The organism is Bradyrhizobium sp. B097 (assembly GCF_038957035.1).
GTDB lineage: Bacteria > Pseudomonadota > Alphaproteobacteria > Rhizobiales > Xanthobacteraceae > Bradyrhizobium.
In genome coordinates this window covers 3,343,581-3,366,734 of record NZ_CP152412.1, presented here as the reverse complement: position 1 = coordinate 3,366,734, position 23,154 = coordinate 3,343,581, and the positions used below count along the sequence as shown (strand labels likewise).

General features: G+C 64.7%; 19 protein-coding genes. 7 read left to right on the top strand and 12 right to left on the bottom strand.

What is annotated here, in order from left to right; translation table 11 throughout:
- Positions 1–6: 6 nt before the first annotated feature.
- From flgK to AAFG07_RS15510, 4 genes are all read right to left on the bottom strand, one after another.
- The gene (flgK, locus tag AAFG07_RS15525) at positions 7–1,884 is read right to left on the bottom strand and encodes a flagellar hook-associated protein FlgK (protein ID WP_342728041.1); all 1,878 of its coding nucleotides are present in this window, start codon (positions 1,882–1,884) and stop codon (positions 7–9) included.
- A gap of 46 nt (positions 1,885–1,930) precedes the next feature.
- On the bottom strand, positions 1,931–3,763 hold the full coding sequence (locus tag AAFG07_RS15520) for a flagellar hook-basal body complex protein (protein WP_342728040.1): 1,833 nt from the start codon (positions 3,761–3,763) through the stop codon (positions 1,931–1,933).
- Positions 3,764–4,035: 272 nt separating this feature from the next.
- Positions 4,036–4,536: a peptide-methionine (R)-S-oxide reductase MsrB gene (gene msrB, locus AAFG07_RS15515; protein ID WP_342728039.1), complete on the bottom strand. Its 501-nt coding sequence runs from the start codon at positions 4,534–4,536 to the stop codon at positions 4,036–4,038.
- 86 nt (positions 4,537–4,622) lie between these two features.
- Complete coding sequence (locus AAFG07_RS15510; protein ID WP_342728038.1) at positions 4,623–6,110, bottom strand: FAD-binding oxidoreductase; 1,488 nt, start codon at positions 6,108–6,110, stop codon at positions 4,623–4,625.
- A 95-nt stretch (positions 6,111–6,205) separates the two neighbouring features.
- On the opposite strand from AAFG07_RS15510, the gene AAFG07_RS15505 reads away from it, so the two are divergent.
- The 5 genes from AAFG07_RS15505 (at position 6,206) to AAFG07_RS15485 (ending at position 10,528) form a co-directional block, all read left to right on the top strand.
- On the top strand, positions 6,206–6,748 hold the full coding sequence (locus tag AAFG07_RS15505) for a histidine phosphatase family protein (protein WP_342728037.1): 543 nt from the start codon (positions 6,206–6,208) through the stop codon (positions 6,746–6,748).
- A 157-nt stretch (positions 6,749–6,905) separates the two neighbouring features.
- On the top strand, positions 6,906–7,331 hold the full coding sequence (locus AAFG07_RS15500) for a universal stress protein (RefSeq protein WP_163159795.1): 426 nt from the start codon (positions 6,906–6,908) through the stop codon (positions 7,329–7,331).
- Positions 7,332–7,734: 403 nt separating this feature from the next.
- Positions 7,735–7,857, top strand: a complete 123-nt coding sequence (locus AAFG07_RS15495; RefSeq protein ID WP_342728036.1) for a hypothetical protein — start codon at positions 7,735–7,737, stop codon at positions 7,855–7,857.
- A gap of 1,102 nt (positions 7,858–8,959) precedes the next feature.
- On the top strand, positions 8,960–9,640 hold the full coding sequence (locus AAFG07_RS15490; protein WP_342728035.1) for a Crp/Fnr family transcriptional regulator: 681 nt from the start codon (positions 8,960–8,962) through the stop codon (positions 9,638–9,640).
- 669 nt (positions 9,641–10,309) lie between these two features.
- Complete coding sequence (locus AAFG07_RS15485; protein ID WP_342728034.1) at positions 10,310–10,528, top strand: hypothetical protein; 219 nt, start codon at positions 10,310–10,312, stop codon at positions 10,526–10,528.
- Between the two features lie 65 nt (positions 10,529–10,593).
- Here the strand turns inward: AAFG07_RS15485 and AAFG07_RS15480 are convergent, their stop codons facing one another.
- Positions 10,594–13,035, bottom strand: coding sequence for an EAL domain-containing protein (locus AAFG07_RS15480; protein ID WP_342728033.1), 2,442 nt, complete (start codon positions 13,033–13,035; stop codon positions 10,594–10,596).
- 377 nt (positions 13,036–13,412) lie between these two features.
- Positions 13,413–13,649, bottom strand: coding sequence for a DUF1127 domain-containing protein (locus tag AAFG07_RS15475; RefSeq protein WP_342728031.1), 237 nt, complete (start codon positions 13,647–13,649; stop codon positions 13,413–13,415).
- A 181-nt stretch (positions 13,650–13,830) separates the two neighbouring features.
- Between AAFG07_RS15475 and AAFG07_RS15470 the strand changes: the two genes are divergently transcribed.
- Positions 13,831–15,174 carry a PLP-dependent aminotransferase family protein gene (locus AAFG07_RS15470; protein WP_212310091.1) on the top strand — a complete coding sequence of 448 codons (1,344 nt, stop codon included), beginning with the start codon at positions 13,831–13,833 and terminating at the stop codon, positions 15,172–15,174.
- Positions 15,175–15,284: 110 nt separating this feature from the next.
- Here the strand turns inward: AAFG07_RS15470 and AAFG07_RS15465 are convergent, their stop codons facing one another.
- Both AAFG07_RS15465 and AAFG07_RS15460 read right to left on the bottom strand, forming a co-directional pair.
- The gene (locus AAFG07_RS15465) at positions 15,285–15,641 is read right to left on the bottom strand and encodes a hypothetical protein (RefSeq protein ID WP_342728030.1); all 357 of its coding nucleotides are present in this window, start codon (positions 15,639–15,641) and stop codon (positions 15,285–15,287) included.
- Positions 15,642–15,730: 89 nt separating this feature from the next.
- Entirely contained in the window at positions 15,731–16,351 is a 621-nt protein-coding gene (locus tag AAFG07_RS15460) for a hypothetical protein (RefSeq protein ID WP_342728029.1), read from the bottom strand.
- Between the two features lie 71 nt (positions 16,352–16,422).
- Between AAFG07_RS15460 and AAFG07_RS15455 the strand changes: the two genes are divergently transcribed.
- Positions 16,423–16,857: a hypothetical protein gene (locus tag AAFG07_RS15455; RefSeq protein ID WP_092115447.1), complete on the top strand. Its 435-nt coding sequence runs from the start codon at positions 16,423–16,425 to the stop codon at positions 16,855–16,857.
- On the opposite strand, the gene AAFG07_RS15450 is transcribed toward AAFG07_RS15455, so the two are convergent.
- From AAFG07_RS15450 to AAFG07_RS15435, 4 genes are all read right to left on the bottom strand, one after another.
- The gene (locus AAFG07_RS15450) at positions 16,854–19,256 is read right to left on the bottom strand and encodes an EAL domain-containing protein (protein WP_342728028.1); all 2,403 of its coding nucleotides are present in this window, start codon (positions 19,254–19,256) and stop codon (positions 16,854–16,856) included. The genes AAFG07_RS15455 and AAFG07_RS15450 overlap by 4 nt on opposite strands.
- 147 nt (positions 19,257–19,403) lie before the next feature.
- Entirely contained in the window at positions 19,404–20,732 is a 1,329-nt protein-coding gene (locus AAFG07_RS15445; protein WP_342728027.1) for a S9 family peptidase, read from the bottom strand.
- Entirely contained in the window at positions 20,677–21,411 is a 735-nt protein-coding gene (locus AAFG07_RS15440; protein ID WP_342728026.1) for a hypothetical protein, read from the bottom strand. The genes AAFG07_RS15445 and AAFG07_RS15440 overlap by 56 nt, the downstream gene beginning before the upstream one ends.
- Before the next feature lie 78 nt (positions 21,412–21,489).
- Positions 21,490–22,908 carry an MFS transporter gene (locus AAFG07_RS15435; protein ID WP_342728024.1) on the bottom strand — a complete coding sequence of 473 codons (1,419 nt, stop codon included), beginning with the start codon at positions 22,906–22,908 and terminating at the stop codon, positions 21,490–21,492.
- Positions 22,909–23,154 lie beyond the last annotated feature (246 nt).

Sequence of the window (23,154 nt, the reverse complement as noted above, 5' to 3'; positions counted from 1 at the left end):
TTACCCTCACGTGAGCTGCAGCAGCGCGTCGTACATCTGCTTGATCGACGACATCACGCGCGCATTGGCGGAATAGGCATTCTGCAGCGACAGCAGATGCGCCATCTCCTCGTCCATGTTGACGCCGGAGGTCGAGTCCATCTTGGTCTGCAGCGTATTCAGCACGACGTCCTGACCGTCGGCCAGTTGCTTGGCGGCCGTCGCCGATTCGCCCTGCTGGCTGATGAACTGCTTGGCGAAGTTCAGCAGCGTGCCGGTGAACGGCGCGCCCGACGTGCCGAGGCCGGTCTTCGGCGAATAGCTGTACGACGCGTTCGACAACTGGTTCAGAATGAGGTTGGCGCGCGTGGTGTCGCCGGCCGGCGTCTGCGGATTGGTCGCGTACACGACCATGCGCGAGGGATCGCCGACCAGGGCGGTGTTGACGCTGATGCGTGCGGCAAGGCCGGTCGACTGCGAGCCGTTCGCGGTAATCGCGCCGGTGTAGAGCCCGCCATTGTCGGTGAACAGCGGAAGCTGCGGATCGCCCGACGTCAGCGACGAAACGGTCGACGTGACCGAGGCCGCGGTCACATCGGCCTTGTTGGCGGCGCCATCGTCGAGCACGCGCAGCGTCGACCCGGACGGATTGGAGAATTGCAGGCCGGTACCGCCGAGCGCGCCGTTGAGCTGCGACAGCACCGAGCTCATGCCGCCGGAGAAATCCACGCCCAGCACCTCGTCGTTCGGATTGACGGTCGCGGTGTTGCTCAGCGGCAGCACGCTCGGATCGTCGACGCGGACGATCGACAGATTGTGCGTGATGCCGGTGGTGTTGTCCTTGTAGGAGACGTGGATGGTGTTGCCGCTCTGCAGCCCCGAGAGATCGAGGTCGAAGCCGGACTGCGCCCCCGCCGTCGCCGCGGTGCCCGCCGTCGTCTTGTCCGACAGCGCGCTCGACATCGCGGCGGCGAACTGGTCGATCTGCGTCTGGGCCTGCGCCAGCGTGTTGTCGCGCAACTCGAGATAGGCGGCGATCTTGCCTGACCGGATCGAGTTGGTCGACACCATGTCATAGGTGCCGCCATGCGGGAAATTGATGGTGATGGTGCCGACGGTGCTCTTGGTCGGATCGGTATTGTACTGCGTGTTGGGCGTCATCGTGCCCTGGGCATTGAAGCTGAGCGTCGCCGCTTCGGTGCCGACCAGCTGCACGCCGGAATTGGTGAACACGGTCACCTGGTTCTGGCTGTTGGTGACGGTGCGGATGTCCATCAGCTGCGAAAGCTGGGTGACGTAACGATCGCGCTGATCGAGCAATGCCGCGGTCGACGCATCGGTCGTGCCGCCGTTGGCCTGCAGCTGGACATTGAGGCGCGCGATCTGCTGCATCGCATTGTTGGCGGTATTGACGGAGTCGCTGATGCCGGCCTCGGCGTTGGCGCGCAGCGTCTGGATGCCCTGCGAGGTCGCGTTGAGCTGCTGCGCCATGGATTGCGCGGCGTTGACGACGCCGATCCGGGCCGACTGCGAGTCCGGGCTGGTCGACAAGCCCTGCACCGCGGTCAGGAACTTGTTGTAGGCGTCCTCGATCGTGCCGGTGGAGTCGGGATTGCCGTAGACGCCCTGCAGATTGGCAAGGAAGCTCGAGCGGACGTCGGCGTAAGACGCGCCCGACGTCTCGGTGCGAAGCTGGGTCTGCAGGAATTCGTCGAGCTGGCGGTTGACGCCGGTGATGAGAACGCTCGACCCGAACTGGCCGGTGGTGCCGGTATCCTGGTTGAGCGTCTTCCTGACGTAGCCCGGCGTCTCTGCGTTGGCGACGTTCGACGACACGAGCGAGAGCGAGGCCTGCGTGGCGCGCAGGCCCGACATTGCGGTGGAAAGGGCTTGGCTCAAACCCATGTTGTGTACTCGCCTTTACTGCTTCACACGTGCGTCGCCGCTGCGATCAGCGCACGACGTTCAGGAGGTCCTGCACCATCGAATTGGTTGTCGTGATCACCTTGGTGTTGGCCGAATAGGCCTGCTGGGTCACGATCAGCTTGGTGAACTCGTCGGCAATATCGGTGTTCGAGCTCTCGAGCGACGAACCGACGATGGTGCCGGCCTTGCCGAACAACGCCGCGCCGGACTCGTCGGTCGCCTCGAACGCACCGCCGTCGATGCGCTTGAGGAAGTTGGTGCCGTTGAAGGTCGCCACCGAGATTTCCGCGAGGTCGATGTTGCGGCCGTTGGTGTAGTTGCCGACGATGCGGCCGTTGGTCGAGACGCTGACCGACTGCAGCTGGCCGGCCGGGAAACCATCCTGCTGGATCTGGTTGACCTGGACGTTGCCGTTGGCGTCCGCGAACTGGGTCACGCCACCGGAGCCGAAATTGATCACGGGGCTGCCGAGCGACACGCCGTTGACGACGGCGTTGTTGAGCGCGACCGAGGAGATCGCCGGCGACATCTGGCCGTTCGCCCCGAAAGTGAAGTTGATGTTGGCGTTCTGCCAGGAGACCTGCGTGCCGGTTGCATTGGGATTGACCTGATAGAACAGGTTCCAGCTATCGGTATGCCCGGAGCCCAGCGAGGAGCTGTCGGTCTTGGCCCAGCGGAATTGCAAGTTCACCGGCGCACCCGACACGTCGTAGGCCGTGACGGCGCCGCCCGAGACGGATTCGTTCAGGAAGGTGGAATTGTCGTTGCCGACGACCTGGCCGGTGCCCACGGTGCCGCCGCCGCCGCGGGTCGCAACCGCCGAGCCGGTGAAGCCGAGCGCCGCGAGGGCGGTCGAGTTCGAGCTCGTCACGTTGAGGTCGGCCGTCGTGCCGGAGTGCAGGGTGATCTTGCCGCCGCTGATCGTCGACGGTGTCGCGGTGCCGGTAATCGAGTCGATCTTGGCGAGCAGCGTCCCGATGCTGTCGGTGACGTTCAGCTGGTTGCCGGTCGCGCCCGAAGCCACGAAGGTGATGACGGTGCCGTTGACCGTGATCGTATCGGCCGGCACGACCGGGGGGCCGGCGGAGCCGGCGCTGAAGTTGGCATTGATCGAATCGCTGCCGGCTGCGCCCGACAGCAAGGTCGCTGCGGTATTGGCCACCGACGGCGTCGCCTTGTTGTTCTGCGCGGTGCCGGTGACCGATGAATCGGTATAGGGCGCGGCCGGCGTGCCCAGCACCAGCGGGTTATGTCCGGCGCTGAACGCGCCCGGCCGGATCAGCTCGGAGCCCGGAACCGAGGTGTCGTGCGCCGTGGTCAACGGATAGGACGCGAGGTTGGCGCGGTAGTCGATCTTGGTGGTCTGCTGCGCCGGCAGGAAGTCGTTCTTGAACCGCAGCACCTGCGGCGAGGAGCCCGAGGGGTTGCCGGTGGTCGGGTCGATCGGCACGCCCTCGAGATAATAGCCGGCGCCGTTGACGAGATAGCCGTCCTTGTTGAGCTGGAAATCGCCGCGGCGGGTGTAGCGGTCGACGCCGTCGAACACCGGCGAGCCGTCGGTGAAGCTGCCCGGCTTTTGCACCGCGAAGAAGCCGTTGCCGTTGATCGCCATGAAGGTCGCGACCGACGCCGATTGCACGTCGCCCTGCACCGAGTTGGTCGAGCGCGACTGCGCCGTGACGCCGCCGGCGAGCTGCGCGGTCAGCGCGGTCTGCGGGACGAGGTCGAGAAAGGAGGTATCGATGCGCTTGAAGGCCGTGGTCTGCGAGTTGGCGATGTTGCCGGAGATGTTCTCGAGCGCGTACGACCCTGCGCGCAAGCCACCGACCGCCGTCGTAAGAGCGCCGAAGATACCCATGACATGTTCTCCAATTCGATTCCCGGCGGCTGGCAATCACAGGAATGGCCGCATCGGCGGAGCATGACGCAAGGGTCGTGCCACGAAACGAAACGTAACAAAATCATGCGCTTGAAAAAAAAGCCCCGGCCGTTTAACCGGGGCACAATTGCCGGGCAGGCAACAATTGCCGGGACGGGGCGCGGTTCTGACCGCGCTCCTTCCCTTCTGTTGTGACGCGTTCTCTTGACGCGAACCGGGACCCCACTTCGCTTGAGAACGCTATGGCGCCGTCAGGTCGCCGAGGGCGCGGCCGGGTGAAACACCAGCGCAAAGCCGTCCATGCAGTAGCGCAGCCCGGTCGGCTTCGGGCCGTCGTCGAAGACATGGCCGAGATGGCCGCCGCAGCGGCGGCAATGCACCTCGGTGCGCAGCATGCCGAAGGTGCGGTCCGACGTGGTGCCGACCGCATTGTCCAGCGGCTTCCAGAAGCTCGGCCAGCCGGTGCCGCTCTCATACTTGGTCTCGGACGAGAACAGCGGCAGGTCGCAGCCGGCGCAGGCAAACGTGCCCTTGCGGTGCTCCTTGAGCAGCGGGCTCGATCCTGGCCGTTCGGTGCCCTCCTGGCGCAGGATCTCGTATTGCTGCGGCGTCAGCTGCGCGCGCCATTCGGCGTCGGTCTTCTCGATCTCGAATTTCTCGGCGGCCTGCGCCGGCGAGGCGCGCAGCCAACGGAAGGCGGCGAAGCCGAACAGGCCGGCGACGGAAGCAAGCAGGATGCGGCGATCGATCATCAATCATCTCCGATGCGGGCGGCCAAAGCTGGCGAACAAGACTGGCAAACTGGCTCGTCACCAAATACGAACCCCGCCGCCAGACGTTACATCCGCCCGTCGGAGATCCGCTCACTTTCTTGCGAGGGATGGGCAGACGGCGGCTCACCGTCCTCAACCTGCCGGGGCGCGGGCGGCGGTACCGGCCGCGCGGCCGACGGCGGCGGGCGGCGGGGCGCCGGTCCCCGGGTTCCCGCCTTGAGATTGGCCTCGGCTAGCCGCGCCTCGCGGCGGCGCTCCTTCGCACGAGCACCTTCGCGGTAGCGCGCCAGCACGCCCGCCGCGGATGCGGCACCCCTCGCCCACAGGCTGATGAAATGACCGGCGACGCGGCCGGTGGTGCCGCCGGCCCAGACCAGCTCGAACGGCGAAAACAGCCGCCAGCGGTCGTCGCCCCACAGGATGCTGCGCGCGATCAACTGCCCGGCGAGCGCCGAGGTGTTGAGCCCCTGCCGGCCGAAGCCGCTCGCCACCCACAGGCCCCTGCGCAACTGCCCGATCTGCGGCATGCCATGCACGGTGACGCCGACCGCGCCACCGAACGTGTCGGCGATCGGAACCTTGCCGAGCTGAGGAAACACCGTCGCGATGCGACGCTGCACCGCTGCACCAAGCCGCTCCGGCCGCGCGTTCCAGGTGGTTTCGGGACTGGCCCACAACAGGCGATCGCCATCGACGACACGGAAATGGTCGATGCCGTCGCTGTCGACGACCGAGCCGGAGAACGCAATCGTCTCCCCCAGCCGTTCTCCGAGCGGTTCGCTCAACGCCGCGTAGCGCCACACCGGCAGCAGCGTATCAGACAAGCGCTTCAGCGGCGCGCCGAGATGGATATTGCCGGCGAGGACGATATGGTTGGCACGCAGCCGCGCCGTCGGCGTCACGATGCGTTTGCGGATGCCCGAGAAATCGATGCTGACGACCGGCGTCTCCTCGAAGATCCGCACTCCCGCCCGCATCGCCAGCGCGGCGAGACCGTGCACATATTTGCGGCCGTCGATCTGGAACGCCTTCGGATAATAGATGCCGTGGAAATAGCGGCCGGTCCTGAGCACGCTGCGCACGCGATCGACCTGCCAGCCTTCGACTTCGGTGGCAAATTCCTCGCCCAGCGTCTGCAGACGGCTGATCAGCGCTTCGCCGACATCGACATTGGAGACCTCCAGCGCGCCGTCGCTCGGGTTGATGCCCGGGATCAGATCCTCGGTGGCGGTGGCGCGAACATAATCGGCGCCCTGCTTCGACAGCGCCCACAATTCGCGGGCATCATCAAGGCCGACGCGCTCGATCACATCCGATATCGGCAGGCCGAAACCCGGCATCACGGTGCCGAGATGGTGGCCGGAGGCGTTCCAGCCGACCTGGCGGCCCTCGAGCACGGCGACGCTGGCGCCAAGCCGCGCCGCCTCGCGTGCCACGGTCAAGCCGGCCAGCCCCGCCCCGACCACGCAAATGTCGACGTCGAGGTCGAACGCCAGCCGGTCGCGGGCCGCCTCGTCGGGGCCGTCCGCCGCACTTGTGGAAGTCTCGCTCATGTCGTTTCTTACGAACCGCTGCGGCGCTTGTCACCTTGTCCAGGGCATGCGCCTGTAGAATTTAGTGCGACCAGACCGAATCGAGATGGAAGTCCATGCGCCGTTTGCTGCTGCTGCGTCACGCCAAGACCGAAACCGACGCGCCTTCGGGGCAGGACCAGGACCGCCGTCTCGACGAGCGCGGCCACCGCGATGCGGCGGAGATCGGCGGCTGGATCGCCCGCCACCCGCCCCTGCCCAATCTGGCGCTGGTGTCGCCGGCGGCCCGCACCACGCAGACCTGGGAGATCGTGCGCGAGGCGCTGAAGGGCGCCGGACCTGCTCCGAAAGTCGAATTCGTGCCGGAACTCTACGGCGCCGATCCGGCGCATCTACTCACCGCGATCCGGATGGCCTCGGTCACCGACCCAAAGCGGCTGATGCTGATCGGCCATAATCCCGGCATGCACGAGCTCGCGCTGACGCTGACCGGCAGCGGCGACGAGGCCGCCAAGCGCGCGCTCGGCGACAATTTGCCGACCTCGGGGCTCGCCGTCTTCGACTTCGCGACCGACGACTGGAACGACGTCTCCTTCCGGCGCGGCAAGCTCGTGCTGTTCGTTAGCCCTAAACTGTTGAAGCAGGCCTCGCGCGGCTGACGCAAGCGGACAGCGCCGCTCTGCCATGCTATATTGATCTCGGCGCGACAGGGGGACCGGTTCGCGGCGACACGACAGGCTAATCCAAGAAGAAGAAGGCGCGCGTCCCGGCACAGGGACCAAACGGCTCCAGACCAATCGCGGACAGGAGGCGCAGATGTACAAGTCCATTCTCGTGCCGATCGACCTCGCCGATACCGATCTGGCGAAGCCTGCGATCGCAACCGCTGCGACGCTGTCGCAAACCTGGAACGGCGCGGTGCGTCTGCTCAACGTATTGCCGATGACGCCGGTGATGCTCGCCGAATATGTCCCGGCGGATTTCGACAGCCAGCAGCGTGAAACATCGGAAGAAGCGCTCGCCATCGTCGCGCGCGAATCCGGCATCGCGCCCGGGCGCATCTCCGGCGTGGTCCGCCAGGGCGGCATCTATCACGAGATCCTCGAAGAGGCCGCGAACATGAAGGCCGACCTGATCGTGATGACCTCGCACCGCCCGGCGATGCGCACCTACTTCCTCGGCTCCAATGCCGGGCACGTGGTGCGCTACGCCAAATGCTCGGTGCTGGTGGTGCGGCACTAAAGCGGGATGAGTTTTGGGGCCGCCGCAGGCGGCGCTGCCAAAATATCGAAAACAACCCCATGCAAAGTAACCGGCGGCTGCCGGCGTTCGACCAGGCGACTTGACACGTCGGGCAACTCAGGGATATTCTTCTAATATTCCGAAATTGCGCGCGAAGATGCCATTGAGGACGCGGTCATAGAGAGCTTTATGGGGCTGGAGAGGCGGGCTCTGGAGCCCCGCGCCTTGCCTTCCGGGTCGCGGCAGTTGCGCCCAAATCGTTAATTTCTTTTCGAGAGTGGTCAAAATTGACCAGCCCTGGAACGTCGGCTTGTTCCAACCTTGAGCTATCACCGCCCTGTAACGGCGTCTGCCGGTGACTGAGAGCGTTCGCGCTCCCCGCCCAGAGACAAGGGAGCGTAGCATGATCGAACAGCCCCATTTCGATTCATATTCAATCCCAGCACGCGTCAGTCTTGGCATTGCTATTTTCGGCAGCACACTGCTTATCGCGGTGATGCTTACGGGTGCCTTCATCGTGCACTGAGACCGCCTAAGTTGGCGAGCTCTTTCATCTATTGATGCGATGCCATTTCGCCTCTTGGCCCTCTTCGGACCTACGGGAGCGGTCTGATGATGTCGGCTCATCGGTATCACCCGGACCTCGCAACTGCGCGCGCAAGTCCGAAAATGCATCCGTCGGGCAACATAGTTAGCGGGGCGGGTCAGTAGTTTTGTGGAACCAATAGACCCACCCTGTACTCGCGCCGTCACTTCATTCCTTGCAAGTCTTATCAGCCATCAAGGCTGTTTGTGCTGATGCCTGTGTCGGATGTGCCGTACCGATGACCTTCATGTTGCCACCAGCGGCAGGCTGGGCATTGACAATTTGACACTTCATCGTCGCGGTATCTTGAGCTACGTAGAACGAGGAAGCACCTGATGGTGGCGCTGACCGGTGATTTTGTCCTGCTGCGCGAATGAAGGTGCAGTGAATGCGATAACAGCAACCGTCACCATCGTCATCTGTCTACCTCCCGGTTAGAGGCAGAGCGCAACTAGAGTCAGTCGATAAGAGGTTCCTGCGACAATGGATTTATTCATATGCGAGCTGGAGTTGATTTCGTGCGCCTTCGTTTAACTTTTCCGATGTGAGCAATATTGACCAGCCCCGCATTGGCGCATTGGGCTAGACCGGCTTCATCGCCGTCCGAATAGGCAGTTACCGGCGACGGAGAGATCGGTAATGCTCCCGCCCAATACAGGGGAAAGCATGATGTCATCTGTCCACCCAAATCCGCTATACAGTCGCGCGGAGATCGGAATTCTTCCGTGCTCCAGGTGTGGCAAGCCTATGCGGTTGGCTTGCATCGAACCTGCTCAACCCGGTCATGAAGTCCGCACCTTCCAGTGCCCGGAATGCAAGACGACTGGAAGTTTTGCAGTTGCGATCTAGCCGCCACTCTAGTCGGTATTTGCGATCTGTTGGGTCCGGCTCGGACTTCGCCTGCTGACCGCTCCATCAGCCTGTCGGCAGCCCGGTGCTCCCATCCTGGCTGCGAAAGCTTCCGTTGTGCGGCACTTTTACTTCGAACGTCGGCGGCTGAATGGTAAGCTAGGCGTCCCACCGCGCGGGGACGAAACGGGACATGCCAGAAAATACCAACCACGCAATATTTGATCCTAAGGAGTTTCTCGCAAAGGTAGGCGAAGGAAAGACCATCCTTGAGTTTCGCAAGGATGAGATCGTCTTTGCGCAGGGCGACGTGGCAAATACGGTTTTCTATATCCAGAAAGGCCGGGTCAAGGTCGTTGTCATATCCGAGCAAGGCAAGGAAGCCGTGGTCGGCATTTTGGAGCCCGGCCAGTTCTTTGGCGAAGGCTGCATGAACGGCCATTCGCTGCGTATCGCGACGACGACAGCGATGGAGGAGTGCCTGGTGACCGCGATAACGAAGACCGCCATGGTCGCGGCATTGCACGATGAACCCAAATTTTCCGAGCTGTTCATGGCCTATCTGCTGACACGCAACAGCCGGATTGAAGAGGACCTGATCGACCAGCTCTTCAACTCCAGTGAAAAACGGTTGGCGCGCCTGCTGCTCCTGCTGGCGAATTTCGGCAAGGAGGGCAGCCCTCAACCGATCAGTCCAAATATCAGCCAGGAGACATTGGCCGAAATGATTGGAACGACGCGATCCCGCGTCAGCTTCTTCATGAACAGATTCCGCAAGCTCGGCTTCATCAGCTACAACGGAAAAATCGAGGTCAACAGTTCATTGCTGAACGCGGTCTTGTACGACAAGCCCGAGATCAAGCGCGAATTGTAAAACGATAAAATTGCGCCTCAAGCGTCGCGGGCCAACGCCAACCGCCGCCTCGTTAGGGGCGACTAACCTCTTCAGAGCCAATTGCACGGACGCGCCGGGCATCGCACCTGCCCTACCTGTACCTGGACAAGGGCACACCTGCGAATATGGCGCCGCCCTCAAGCACACCATCGCGCAAGGCTGGCTGGAAATCCACAAGAGCGGGACGTACGTGAAGATTCTCCCGGCCGGAAACGGCGAAGACGAGGATTAGGATCAGCAAGGTAAGTGCGATCGAGACGCAACCGGCTATCGTTATGGCGTCCCATTTCATGTGCGCCGTTAACTTTTGTCGATGTGATCAATATTGACCAGTATGTCGGCTACCGGACATGCCAGATTACCCCGTCACCGCACCGCCTTATTGGCCCCATCGGTGATGAGAACGCCATCACGCGCTCCCGCCTTCTGCAACAGAGGAGCAGCGACATGCAGCGACGCCGTTACCAGCCACAAGGCGAACCTCTATACAACCGCCTTGCCGATGAGGCAGAGCGACTGCGCAAGCTAGCGAGGGGTACTCCGCCAGGTATTGAGCGTGAGAGGTTGATCCGGAGAGCACGGCAGATTGAGACCGCCTCGCACATGACCGAGTGGCTTTCCTCGCCCGGCCTGAAGGCTCCGACCTAAATGCGCAGCTCATTCAGCGATAACTACACCTTGGGTAAGTTCAACCCACCTTCCTACGCGAGCTGGCTCGCCGAACTTCGCACCCTGTTTCCTGTCCCGGAAGAATTCCTTTTGGCGGATGCGATCTTCAGTTTCGCAAGCGCATTCAAGGAAGGAAAGACGCCGCAGCAGGCTTACGAGGTGTTCGATGTTTTCGTCAGCGCAGAGGCTTCAACCTGAACGACAATAGATAGGCCGCCTCAGTTGTCTTCCGTGATCTTGCCCTTGGCTTCGCAGGCGTTCGCCTAGAGGCGATTCCGTTTTGGCTGGATCCGGCACGCCTCGCGCTCGATGCTGGCGGCCACCAGCGGCGCCTTGTCGGCGGTGACGGGCGGGGAAAACACGAAGCCTTGCACCAGGTCGCAATCGAGCCCGCCGAGCACGTCCACTTCGGCCGGCAATTCGGCTCCCTCCGCCACGACCGTCATGCCGAGCCCGTGCGACAGGGCGATGATGCCGCCGAGCAGCTTGCGCTTCTCCGGCGCGGTGGAAATGCCGTCCACGAAGGCGCGGTCCACCTTCAGCCAGTCGAACGGCAGGCGCGTCAGATAGCCGAGCGAGGAATAGCCCGAGCCGAAATCGTCCAGCGCCAGCCGGACGCCGAGGCCGGAGAGCGCCGTCAGCGTGCGGCTGATCCGCTGCTCGGTATGATCCACGAACAGGCTTTCGGTCAACTCCAGGCAGAGCAGCTTCGCCGGAAAGCCGGTCTCCGCCAGCACCGCCGCGACGGCCGCATCGAAATCCACGTTCCAGATCTGCGCCGGCGAGACGTTGACGGAGACGGAACGCGGCGGCAACCCGGCATCGAGCCAGGCGCGGCCCTGCCGGCAAGCCTCGCGCAGCACCCACAGGCCGAGATCGACGATGAGCCCGGAGCTTTCAGCGATCGGGATGAACTCCGCCGGCGAGATTGGTCCGCGCTCGGGATGGGTCCAGCGCAGCAGCGCCTCGAAGCTGGTGACGCGGCCGGTCCTCAGGTCCACCTGCGGCTGGTAATTGGCCTCGAGGGTGCCGGCCTCCACCGCGTGGCGCAGATGCCGGCCGAGATCGAGCCTTTGATCGACGGCCTGGGCATAGACCGGCTCGAACAGTTGCGCCCGGCCGCGCCCGGCCTCCTTGGCCATATAGAGCGCCAGGTCCGCATTGCGCACGGCGGTCTCCGCCGTCGCCCCATGCTCCGGCAGGCGGGCGATGCCGATGGTGGCGCCGACGAAGGCCTCGCCCTCGGCGAGATCGACGGGAACGGACAGCTTGCCGATGAGCCGATCGGCAAGTCCGGTCAGCGCGGCGTCGGACATGCCGCATCCCTCCGCCAGCACGGCGAATTCGTCGCCGCCGAGCCGGGCGATGAAGGCGCGCGGCCCCAGCTCCTGCCGCAGTGCTGCCGCTACCTGGATCAGCAATTTGTCGCCGGCGGCATGGCCGAGGGAATCGTTGACCTCCTTGAAGCGATCGAGGTCGATGAGCAGCAGCGCGGCGCGCCGGTCTTGCCGGGTGCAGCCCTCGATCAGGGCGGCGAGCTGGCGCGTGAACAGCGCGCGATTGGCGAGCCCGGTCAAAGGGTCGGTATAGGCGAGCAGTTCGAGTTGGCGCTCAGCCTCCTTGCGCTCGGTGACGTCCTGCACGGTGCCGATGATGCCGATGACCTTGTCGTGGGCGACCTCCGCCTTGCAGATCACAGCCAGATCGCGGGCCGTGCCGTCCGCGTGCAAGATGCGCAGGTCGGTGGCCTCGGTCCTTCGGGTGCGAACGACCCTCCTCTGCAGCTCCTTGAAGCGGTCGGCGTCGCCGTCCAGGAAATAGGGCCTCATGCTCTCATCGGTCGGCTGGAATGTGTCGGGATCGAAGCCGAGAAGCTGGTAGAGCTCGGGCGCCCAGGTCGTACGGCCGGTGTCCAGACGGTAGCTCCAGGTGCCGATCTTGCCGAGCCGGTGAGCTTCCTCCAGCGCCCGCGTGCGCTGGTCGAGCAACGCCTTGGCCGCCCTGAGCTGGGTGATGTCGCTGGACGTGCCGCGATAGCCGAGAAAGGTGCCGTCATCGGCGTAGATCGGCTTGCCGCTGGTGCAGATACTGACGCGCGACCCGTCCTGGCCGATCAGCGTATAGGTGAAGTCGCGAAAAGGGTGATGGGCCTCCATGTCGGCCCGGTGCCGCGCCATGGCCTCGCCGTCCTCGGGCGCATAAGCCAGTTCCCAGCGTGCCTTGCCGCCGGATGCCACCGTCTGGAAGGCCGCATTGCCGGCCAGCGATTTGGGATAGGGCAGCAGCCGGTGGGCAGCATCGCTCTCCCAGCACCAGTCCGAGGCGGTCGAGACAAAATCGGCCAGCCGTTGCTCGCTCTCCGTCAGGCGCCGCAGCGCGGAGGTCTCCTCCGTGACGTCGCGGACAATGCCTGACACGCGTCGGACCTGACCGCGCGCGTCGAATTCCGGCTCGCCATGCACCACGCAGTCGAGCAGGCTGCCATCGGGACTGCGGAGCCGCGTCCGCACCGCATAGGGCTGCCCCTCCGCCCAGCAGGCCGCGTAATGCGCCTCCAGGACCTTCCGGCTTTCAGGCAGATAGCGCGCACGCACCGTGGCGATCGGGATGTAGCCGTCGACTGTCTCGAATTCGTAGAAGGCAGCAAGCTCGGGCGATATCCAGAGATCGGTCGCGGTGGCGCTCTGTGACTCCCAGTAGCCCATGCGGGCCAATCTGATGGCGCACCGCAGAGACCGCTCCTCATGCCAGCGGCGGCGCGCTTCCCGGGTCGGGGCCTGCCCTTGCGACAATTTGCGAGCGGCCATCGGTCCCCAACTACAACGCTAGCGTACGCAACCAATACGCTAGCATAGAGCGCCACAACCTTGGAGCGACGGCGGCGACAAACCGGGGGTGTTCCGCTTCTTTGGTGTAGTTTCGGTGAATTCTGCAACCGGCACCAAGTGTCCCGACGCGATCCAGCCTGAACAGTTCTTCGCCACGCTCAAGCACTGGTTGGTTGAAGCCGCGCAGCGAGCCATCGCGGCCGTCTGCGATGCGACCGCTCCGATCACGCGAAGCCGTCGCACCACACTTCTGTTCAGCGGATCCGCACCAGCTCGATATCGAGGTCGCCGGCGACGGCGGGTTCGATCTGGCAGCGCGAGATTCCGATATCGCGCAGCGTCCGGTCATCGAGCTGGCGCAGCGTCTTGATCGCCTCCCGGCGCACCCAATAGGTCGCGAGTGCATCGCCCCACTCTCGGAGCAATCGGAGCAATCCGCCCATCATGCTGGACCGTGCGGGCGATGCCGCAGCTGAGTATATCGTCGTCATTGTCATCTCCTTCGATGCCCAAACGGCAAAGCTATGCCGTTGACGCAAATGCCGTTTCGACACCTGCGCCGTCGTAACCTCGGATCGCCTGCGCGCTCCTCGGTGCAATCATGGGCTTGTTCCCTCTTAAATGATCCGGTACATTGCTCGGAGCAAGCAAAACATTGCTCTCGGTGCAATAATGTCGAGGTTCGAATATCTGAAGCTGGCGGATGCGGTGGCCGCCGAGATCGCCAGCGGCGCGCTGAAGGCGGGCGACCGTCTGCCGCCGCAGCGCCATTTCGCCTATGACCGCAACATCGCGGTCTCGACTGCGAGCCGGGTCTACACCGAGCTGTTGCGGCGCGGACTGGTGGTCGGTGAAGTCGGCCGCGGCACCTTCGTGTCCGGCGAGGCGCGCCGCGGCATCGCCGCTCCGACCGAGCCGCGCGGCGCCCGCATCGATCTCGAATTCAACTATCCGCTGCTGCCGCATCAGGCGACGATGATCGCCAAGAGTCTCGAAGGGCTGGAGCGGCCCGAGGTGCTCGAGGGCGCGCTGCGGCCGGCGACCAGTTTCGGCACGCGGGCGGCGCGCACGATCTCCGCGGAATTCCTGGCGCGCAAGAGCTGGGCGCCGAATCCGGACCAGATCGTGTTCACCGCCAATGGCCGGCAATGCATCGCCTCCGCGCTCGCCGCGGTCGTGCCGCCCGGCGGACGCTGCGGCGTCGAGGCGCTGACCTATCCGTTCGTGAAGGGCATTGCCGCACGGCTCGGCATCGCGCTGGTGCCGCTGGCGATGGACGAGCACGGCGTGCGCCCCGACGCGGTGCAGAAGGCGCACCGCGAGGCGCATCTGTCCGCGATCTATATCCAGCCCACGATCCAGAACCCGCTCAGCATCACGATGCCGGCCGAGCGCCGCGCCGAGCTGTTGCGCGTGGTGGAGAAGCTCGGCCTCGTCGTCATCGAGGATGGCGTCTACGGATTCCTCGACGATGAGGTGCCGCTGGCCGCGCTCGCGCCGGACAGCTGCATCGTGCTCGACAGTTTGTCGAAGAAGGTCGCGCCCGGCCTCGCGCTCGGCTTCATCGTCCCGCCGCCGCGGCTCCGCGAAAGCATCATGGCCGCGGTGCGCTCGGGCGGCTGGACCGCGTCGGGCTATGCCTTCGCCGCCGGGCAGCGGCTGATGGCCGACGGCACTGCCGCCGAACTGTCACGGCTGAAGCGCATCGACGCCGGCCGCCGCCAGCAGATCGCTGCCAAGCATCTGGCCGATTTCGAGATCCAGACCAACCCAAAATCCTATCATCTGTGGCTGACCTTGCCGCCGCACTGGCGCTCGCAAACCCTGGTCGCGGCCGCGGCACGCCGCGACATCGCGCTGACGCCGTCGACCACCTTCGCCGCCACGCCGGGACACGCGCCCAATGCGGTGCGGCTCGCGCTTGCCGCCCCGCCGATGGAGCAACTCGACCTCGGCCTGCGGACCTTGGCGGGAATGCTGAGCGCGACCGAGGAGGATTTTGATTCGACGGAATGACAGCGCACGCTCACTCCGAAGCGGCGCAGCAGTCCAGAAGCGAATACAGGTGGCACTCGCGATCGCTGCACTCGCAGCGGCCTATTCTCGTTGATCGGAACGCCAGAGCATCAAAAGCCACAGGCCGCATACGTCTTTCTCACGAGACGAAAATGCGCGCCTTCGGAGACGAAATCCACATCCAGGCATTGGTTGCCTCTGCGATATTCCCCGATCACGCCGCATTGCAGATATTCCAGGTTGATCCGCCAGCGCTTTTCTTGCGGTGAGTACGTCGCAAAGTCGTGCTGCGCGACCGGCGTTCCCTTGCAAATTCCGGCAACGTATTGCCGCACGTCGGGCGGCAGATTGTCGACGTGACTGTGATCAAGCGGATCATGCTTGTTGCCTACGCTGCCCTTGGAAAGAGCCGGGGAGATGCTCAGGAGCACAAGGCATAGAGCCAAAATGGGGGTCCGGATTGTCATCTGACACTCCAGCTTGAAGCAAATCGGTTGCCGAGTTTACAGCGCGTTGCTTACAGCCCGCTTACAGTCCGGTCGCACGAGCGGCCGCCTCACTGATTGCGAGCCGGCTTCGGCAACAGCCCATCAGGCAATTGATCGAAGCGGTAGCGCCGCGGGCGGTTGCGGGTGACGAAGCCGCCGACCTGCCAGGTAAACAGCGCGGCAAAGCCGACCAGGAACAGCGCGCCCATCCAGTTCGCAGCCAGCAGCGCCATCACCAGCAATCCGGTCATTGCCACCGCAAGGCATGCCAGCAGCGCCAGCGCCGCGGTATATGTCTTCGGCCCGAGGCCTCCGACGAGCCTGGCCGTGCTGCCCGCCGCCTGCATCCGGCGATGCAGCTCAACGATGAAGTCGCGGTAGAGATGTCCTTGCGGTGCGACGAGCGTCGCGGTCTGCCAGGTGGTCGACAGGATCGCGATCCGCCCGCCTTTGGCATTGTCGATGTCGGCGCGAAACCGCTGCTGCTGCATCGAGACTGGACGGTAGGACAGTTTGACGGCGGAGATGTCGGCGTAATCCCACACGCCCGACCTGCCGGCGATCTGCCACGACAACCCGTCGTCGGTCAGCTCGAACTGGTGCGCCGAGCCGATCAATGAGGCCTTGTAGGCATAGCGCACCGGCGTGCCCTCGCCTGCCTCCAGCCGGTCCTGCAACGTTGTTGGCAATCCGCCGTTCCACCTGTTCAGACACATCCGCGCGCTTGCATGGGATGTCACGCTTATCCTACAAGCGAGCCATGCCCGAGACGACCTATTTTCCGCGTTACCTCATCCTCGGCGGCGCGATGATATCCGGCGTGCTGCTGGCGCTTGCCGTGCACATGCTCGGCGCGCGGTATGGGCTCGATCTCGGCGGCCTTTGGCGCTCGGATACCCACGAGTTCATGCCGGCAGGCGCGGCGATCGCCTGGTGGCTGATCGCGAGCGTCGGGTTTTCGGGCGGCTACTTCACCGCCAATCTGATGCACAGCGCGGTGGCCGGCCAGATTCCGCAGCGGATGCGCCAGTTCCTGATCGTCGTCGGCGTGCTGATGCTGGCCGGCGCCGGCCAGGCCGCGGCGGCGCCGAGCACGGTCTCGACCATTTCCGCCGTGCTCGCCGGTCTCGCCGCGCTGTGCCTCGGCGCCGTGATGGCGTTTTGCGGCGCCTATTTTGCCCAGCGCAGGAACTAGGCGACCGACCGTTCCGGTACCCGGCGCAGCATCTTGGCGACGTCAGCCGCCGGCCGCGGCGGGCTGAACAGATAGCCCTGCGCCTGCGTGCAGCCTTCCCGACGCAGCAGGTCGAACTGGGTATCGGTCTCGACCCCCTCGGCGGTGGTGACGATGCCGAGACTCTTGCCGAGACCGGTGACGGCACGCACGATCGCCATCGAGTCCTCGCGCGTCGCAAGGTCGGTCACGAACGAACGGTCGATCTTGATCTTGTCGAACGGGAAGCTGCGCAGATAGCTCAGCGAGGAATAGCCGGTGCCGAAATCGTCCAGCGAGATCCGGACGCCGAAACCACGCAGCTCGTGCAGCACCGCGAGCGTCGCCTCGCTGTTCTGCAGCAGCACCGATTCGGTGATCTCGAGCTCGAGCCGATCCGCCGACAGGCCCGACGCCTCCAGCGCCGCCTTCACCGACGGCACCAGATTCGGGTTCTTGAACTGCACCGGGGACAGGTTAACGGCGACCGCGATGTCCGCAGGCCATCTCACCGCCTCGGCGCAAGCCTTGCGCAGCACGATCTCGCCCAGCGGCACGATCAGCCCGGTTTCTTCGGCGACCGGAATGAAATTGTTCGGCGCGATCAGTCCGCGCAGCGAATGATTCCAGCGCACCAGCGCCTCGAAGGCGACGACCCGATCGCCCACGACATCGCGGATCGGCTGATAATAGACCTCGAACTCATCGCGCTGGAGCGCGAGCCGCAGGTCGCGCTCGAGCAGGCGGCGCGCCTGCGCACGCGCATCCATCCCGGTCTCGAAGAACCGATAGGTGCCGCGGCCGTCGGCCTTGGCGCGGTACAGCGCCAGATCGGCCTTTTGCAGCAGCTCGTCGGGATCCTTGCCGTCCTCGGGCGCGAGCGAGATGCCGATGCTGACGCCGATCACGAGCTGATGGCCCCCGACCTCATAGGGTGCGGCGATCCGTTCGACCACCGCGCTTGCCAACGACGACACCACCGACGGCTCGCAGTTGCTGCAGAACTGCACGATGGCGAATTCATCGCCGCCGAGCCGCGCCACGGTGTCGTGCTCGGTCACGCATTCGCCCAGCCGGCGCGCGACCTCGCGCAGCAGCGCGTCGCCGATCGGATGTCCGAGTGTGTCGTTGATCTCCTTGAAATGATCGAGATCGAGGCAGAGCACCGCCAGCTGGTCGGAGCGCTTGGCCAGTCTCGAAGCCTTCTCGAGCTGCTCACGGAACAGCGTCCGGTTCGGCAGATTGGTCAGCGCGTCATGCCGCGCCATGTGTGAAATCTGTTCCTGGGCCTGCTGCCATTCGGTGATGTCCTCGAAGGTCGCGACCCAGCCGCCACCCTTCATCGGCTGATCGACGACACGAATCGCGCGCTCGTTGCGGCTGACGATCCGCGTCGCGCTGTGGCCGGCCCTGGCCTCGGCGAGGAGCGCATTGCAGAATTCCTCGGGATCGCCGTCCCACTCGCCGATGCAATGCAGGTCCTGCAGAACGTCGATCAAGAGGCGTCCCTGCAGCGGCACGCGATTGCGCCCCATCATCTCGCTGTAGCGCTCGTTGAACAGCATGATGCGGCCATCGGCATCGAACATGCACAGTCCCTGCGACATGTTCTCGAGCGCGGTATCCAGCACCATCTTCTGCTTGTGAAGCTCGGTCTTCGCGCGACGATCGAGGATCGAGGCGATCAGCGAGAGGCCGAGGATCGCGAAGGCAGCCACCGCGGTCATGAACGACAGCACGCGTGGCGAGACCGAAAGTCCGTCGGGAACGATCGTCGGATCCGGGACCAGCGTCACCGCACCCATCCCGGTGAAATGATGCGAGACGATCGCAACCGTCAGAAGACCGGTCGCAGCCGCTGTGTTGCCAAGGCGTTCGCCGCGCGTGGCGACGACCAGCGCAAGCGCGCCAAACAGGCTTCCGAATACGATCGATGCGATGACGATGCCGGGCGACCAGACGATGCGCGCGGGCAGTTCCAGCCCCAGCATGCCGGTGTAATGCATCGCCGCGACACCGACGCCGACGATCGCGCCACCGGCGGCGACCGTCTGCCAGCGTTCGTTGAGCGTTGCGACCGCCAGGCCGACGGCCAGGATCGCAACCGCGAGCACCAGCGACAGCAGCGTGATCGGAATGTTGTATCCGGCCTCGACGCCGGGATCGTACGCCAGCATGGCGACGAAATGGGTGGCCCAGATGCCGCAACCGCCGACCGCCGCATCGAGACCGATCCAGATCTCGCGGGCTCGGCCTTCTGCGGCGCGAGCGCGGTGAAACAGGCTGATCGCGACGGCGCTGGCGAGCAGGCAGATCACGCCACCGAGGACGACCAACCGCCAGTCATGTTCCAAGGTGAGACAGGTTAGAACGCGATACATTATAGGCCCCATTTATGGACCTATAAGAACAAGCGCATTCGTGTACGAACGGTAACCGCACCGCAGCATGGCTTCACGCATGGTGAAAAAGCCTTGAATGCACGCGAGACAACCAGCGAAAATCGCAATCTGCCGATGTAATTGGCCCTAACCGCGCAGTCCGGGTACCAGTTCAGCCCCGGTCTCGACCTTGAGCGACGAGCCGGCGAAATCGTTTCCGATCGGCTGGCAACCACCGCCGAGGTGCTTGGCGAGGAACGCTTCGGTGACGCCGTAGAAGGCAAGCCGATTTTCCGGCCGCACAAAGCCGTGCCCCTCGTCGGCGAATGTGATGTAGGTCACGGGCACGCCACGCTGCTTGAGCGCATTGACCATCTGCTCGGACTCGGCCGCCACAACCCTTACGTCACGCATGCCCTGCGCGATCAGGATCGGCTTCACGGCACGGTCGATGTGGGTGAGCGGCGAACGTTCGACCAGGAACGCGCGACCGGTCTCGGTGCCGGGATCGCCGAGCCGGTTTTTCCAGACGCTGATCCACGGGCCCCAATAGGGCGGGATCGTCGCCATGAAGGTGACGAGATTGGAGATGCCGAACAGATCGACGATGCAGGCGAAGACATCCGGCGTCTTGGTCGCGGCGACCAGCGCCGAATAGCCGCCATAGCTGCCGCCGAAGAAGCCGACGCGCTCCGGATCGGCGATGCCTTGCGCGATCGCCCAATCGACCGCATCGATCAGGTCGTCATGCATCTTGCCGCCCCATTCGTGGTCGGCGGCGGTGATGAAGGCTTTGCCGAAGCCGGTCGAGCCGCGATAGTTGACGGCAAGCACCGCATAGCCCCGGTTGGCGAGCCATTGATGGACCGGGCTGAACCCCCAGGTGTCGCGGTAATACGGCCCGCCATGGATCACCAGCACCAGCGGCACCGTGCCGGCTGCGGCCTCGGCCGGCCGGGTCAGGTAGCAGTTGAGACGCAGGCCATCGCGAGAGGGGATCACGACCGGCTCGAGCTTGCGCAACGCGAGACCGTCGAGCGCACGGTGCTGGGTGTAGAGCTTGCGCACCTCGCGCGTCTTGCGGTCGAGCAGCGCGTATTCACCGCTCTCGGTGTCGCGTTCGAAATGGACCGTTCCGAGCCGAAGATCGTCGCTGTTGCTGACAAAGCTGATGTCGCCGGCGCCATAGCGGCTGAGATCGGCGAGGTCGTTGGCGACGCTTTGATCGACGGCGTGCCAGCGCATCCGGTCTGTGATCGCCAGCGCCGCCAATGGCCGGCGATTCTCGTCGAAGATCGCCCGCACGATGTCGGCATCATCATCGGCGGCAAGCAGCGTGGTCTGGCGCGTCGCCATGTCGAGGGCGAACAACGCCGCCTTGTCGCGGCCGCGCGAGTCGATCAGGTACAGCGTCTTGCCGTCAGCGCTGAAATCCAGCAGCTGGGTCGTATCGGTCTCGGCGATCGGCACCGTCATGAACGGCGCCCCAGTTGCCGTCCGGACCGCGCTCGAACATTTCGGCGGAGCCGTCGGCGATCAGGCGCGACGCCAGGCGGAGCTGGAATGTGCTGTCGGTGATCAGCGCGATATAGTCGTGGTTCTCGTAGACGAGTTCGCTGGCGCCGGTCACGATGTTGACGCGGTACATGTCGAAGTAGCGCTTGTCGCGCTGGTTGTGCCGCAGCAGCATCTCCTCGGGGAATTTGCGGTCGGACTCCTGCAGGAAGGCTTTGACGCCGGTCTCCGGCGTCAACGGCACAATCTTCCCGTCGGTGACGTCGACGCTGGCGGCACGCCAGTTTTCATCGCCGTCGCGCTCGCGGAAGAACACCACATGGCGGTTGGTATGCGCCCAGCGATAGCCGCCCGAGATGTTGCGATCGGTGACGCGGGTCACCGGCCGCGCCGCCTTGAGATCGGACAGCGGGGTGACCCAGAGGTTGTTCACACCGTCGAGCGGCGCGACATAGGACAGCTGCGTCCCGTCCGGGCTGAGACGGACATTGATGTAATCGGGATTGTCGAAGAACACCCTGCGCGCGATCAGGCCGGGCGCCTCGCCGCGGGCCGGACCGATCAGGTTGGCAAATGGCAGCGAGGCGCCGAGCATCGCGGCGCGGCGCAGCAACAGACGACGGTCGATTGGCGCAGGCATCTGATCAGCCCCCTCGGCGACAGTCCCCGATCGCGCAAAGTTAGATGCCGCCCCGCGACCGCGCAACGACCGCCTCGCTCATTGCCGCGCTTGTGATGATGCGCCGATCCAGATCAGCGCGGCGGCGGCAAGCAATACGCCCGCGGAGATCACGAGTGCCGCATGCAGGCCCGCGATGAAGGCCGCGGACCGGCCGACCATCGAGCCGAACAACGCGACACCCAGCACGCTGCCGGTCTGCCGGGTCGCGTTCAGCACCCCGGTCGCGATCCCGGCGTGCTGCGGCTCGGCACTGCCGAGCAGCGCCGATGTCAGCGGCGGCACCAGCAGGCCGAGGCCGCCGCTGATCGCCAGCAGTTGCAGGCAGATCGCGAGATAGCCGGTACCGGGACCGATGAACAGCATCGCCAGGCATCCGGCGGCCGAGATCGCGGCGCCGAGCGCGATCGTCCCCGGCGCGCCGATCCGCTCGGCGACATGCGGCGCGATCAAATTGGCGGGCAGCACGGCGCCGAGCATCGGCACGAATGCGAGGCCGGTGACGAACGCCGACAGCCCGTTGACTTGCTGGAAGTAGAGGCTGAGCACGAAGATCAGCCCGTAGAACGCAACGTTCACCAGCAGGCCGACCAGCGAGGTCAAGGCAAACATCCTGTTGCTAAACAGCGAGAGCGGCAACATCGGCTGCGCCGTGCGCGCCTCATGCCAGACGAACAGCGCGGAGAAGACGGCCGCCAGAGCGAAGCCTGCGACCACGAACGGGTTATCCCAGCCGAGCGCGCCGCCCTCGATGAGGGCGCCGGCCAGCGTGCCGAGCGCGGCGATCGCCGCAATTTGCCCCGGCAGATCGAGCCGGTGCTGGTGATGGCGCGTGGTTTCGCCGGCAAAGCGCCAGGCGAGCCACAGCCCGGCCAGGCCGATCGGCAGGTTGACCAGGAAGATCGCGCGCCAGCCGACCAGCGTGATCAGCCCGCCGCCGACGAACGGACCTGCGGTCAGCGCAAGGCTTGCGCCTGCGGCCCAGACGCCGACCGCGCGTCCCCGCGCCTTCTCGTCCGCATAGGCGTGGCGGAGCAGCGCGAGCGAGTTCGGCACCAGGATGGCCGCGGCCAGCCCCTGCACGCAGCGCGCGGCGATCAGCGTCACGGCATCAGGCGCGATGGCGCACGCAACCGACGTTGTGGTGAAGATGGCAAAGCCGGCCATGAAAATGCGCTTGGCGCCGATCCGGTCGCCGAGCGCGCCCGCGGTCAGGATGAAGGCGGCAAACGCGATGGTGTAGGCGCTGACCACCCATTGCAGCTCGGCAACGCCGCCGCCGAGCGAGCCGCCGATGGCGTCGAGCGCCGTGTTGACGATGGTGACGTCGAGCTGCACGACGCCGTAACCGAGACTCATCGCGGCGAGCGTCAACGTCGCCGCAAGCCCGGTCGACGGCTGATGCGACGCCGCGCGCTGGTCCGGCACGCGCCGGAGGTTCAGGGATGTCTGTTGCATGGTCTTGACCTCGCTCTGCGCAACCAATGCGAGAGATAGGTCTTCGTTTCTCAATGATACTTCGCTGCGGATCGAAGTGTTGCATCGTCGTGCCGGCCGGACCATGAGGCTACGGCGATGTTGCGCGGCGTTTTGCCTCAATAGACCTACGGACCGCCCCCCGGGCGCCTCATTCCGGCCCGAACGGCGGTCCACAGCCGGATCACGCAGATGCGCACATCGACTTCACGCTTTGGTAAACGCCGC

Bases quoted from the DNA above. Each gene is read 5' to 3' on its own strand.
- AAFG07_RS15480 (WP_342728033.1), bottom strand. From the start codon at position 13,035: ATGGGCTACTGGGAGTCACAGAGCGCCACCGCGACCGATCTCTGGATA.
- AAFG07_RS15455 (WP_092115447.1), top strand. From the start codon at position 16,423: ATGCCCGAGACGACCTATTTTCCGCGTTACCTCATCCTCGGCGGCGCG.
- flgK (WP_342728041.1), bottom strand. From the start codon at position 1,884: ATGGGTTTGAGCCAAGCCCTTTCCACCGCAATGTCGGGCCTGCGCGCC.
- AAFG07_RS15470 (WP_212310091.1), top strand. From the start codon at position 13,831: ATGTCGAGGTTCGAATATCTGAAGCTGGCGGATGCGGTGGCCGCCGAG.
- AAFG07_RS15490 (WP_342728035.1), top strand. From the start codon at position 8,960: ATGCCAGAAAATACCAACCACGCAATATTTGATCCTAAGGAGTTTCTC.
- AAFG07_RS15495 (WP_342728036.1), top strand. From the start codon at position 7,735: ATGATCGAACAGCCCCATTTCGATTCATATTCAATCCCAGCACGCGTC.
- AAFG07_RS15485 (WP_342728034.1), top strand. From the start codon at position 10,310: ATGCGCAGCTCATTCAGCGATAACTACACCTTGGGTAAGTTCAACCCA.
- AAFG07_RS15450 (WP_342728028.1), bottom strand. From the start codon at position 19,256: ATGTATCGCGTTCTAACCTGTCTCACCTTGGAACATGACTGGCGGTTG.
- AAFG07_RS15510 (WP_342728038.1), bottom strand. From the start codon at position 6,110: ATGAGCGAGACTTCCACAAGTGCGGCGGACGGCCCCGACGAGGCGGCC.
- AAFG07_RS15440 (WP_342728026.1), bottom strand. From the start codon at position 21,411: ATGCCTGCGCCAATCGACCGTCGTCTGTTGCTGCGCCGCGCCGCGATG.
- AAFG07_RS15500 (WP_163159795.1), top strand. From the start codon at position 6,906: ATGTACAAGTCCATTCTCGTGCCGATCGACCTCGCCGATACCGATCTG.
- AAFG07_RS15520 (WP_342728040.1), bottom strand. From the start codon at position 3,763: ATGGGTATCTTCGGCGCTCTTACGACGGCGGTCGGTGGCTTGCGCGCA.
- AAFG07_RS15435 (WP_342728024.1), bottom strand. From the start codon at position 22,908: ATGCAACAGACATCCCTGAACCTCCGGCGCGTGCCGGACCAGCGCGCG.
- msrB (WP_342728039.1), bottom strand. From the start codon at position 4,536: ATGATCGATCGCCGCATCCTGCTTGCTTCCGTCGCCGGCCTGTTCGGC.
- AAFG07_RS15445 (WP_342728027.1), bottom strand. From the start codon at position 20,732: ATGACGGTGCCGATCGCCGAGACCGATACGACCCAGCTGCTGGATTTC.
- AAFG07_RS15505 (WP_342728037.1), top strand. From the start codon at position 6,206: ATGCGCCGTTTGCTGCTGCTGCGTCACGCCAAGACCGAAACCGACGCG.
- AAFG07_RS15475 (WP_342728031.1), bottom strand. From the start codon at position 13,649: ATGACGACGATATACTCAGCTGCGGCATCGCCCGCACGGTCCAGCATG.
- AAFG07_RS15465 (WP_342728030.1), bottom strand. From the start codon at position 15,641: ATGACAATCCGGACCCCCATTTTGGCTCTATGCCTTGTGCTCCTGAGC.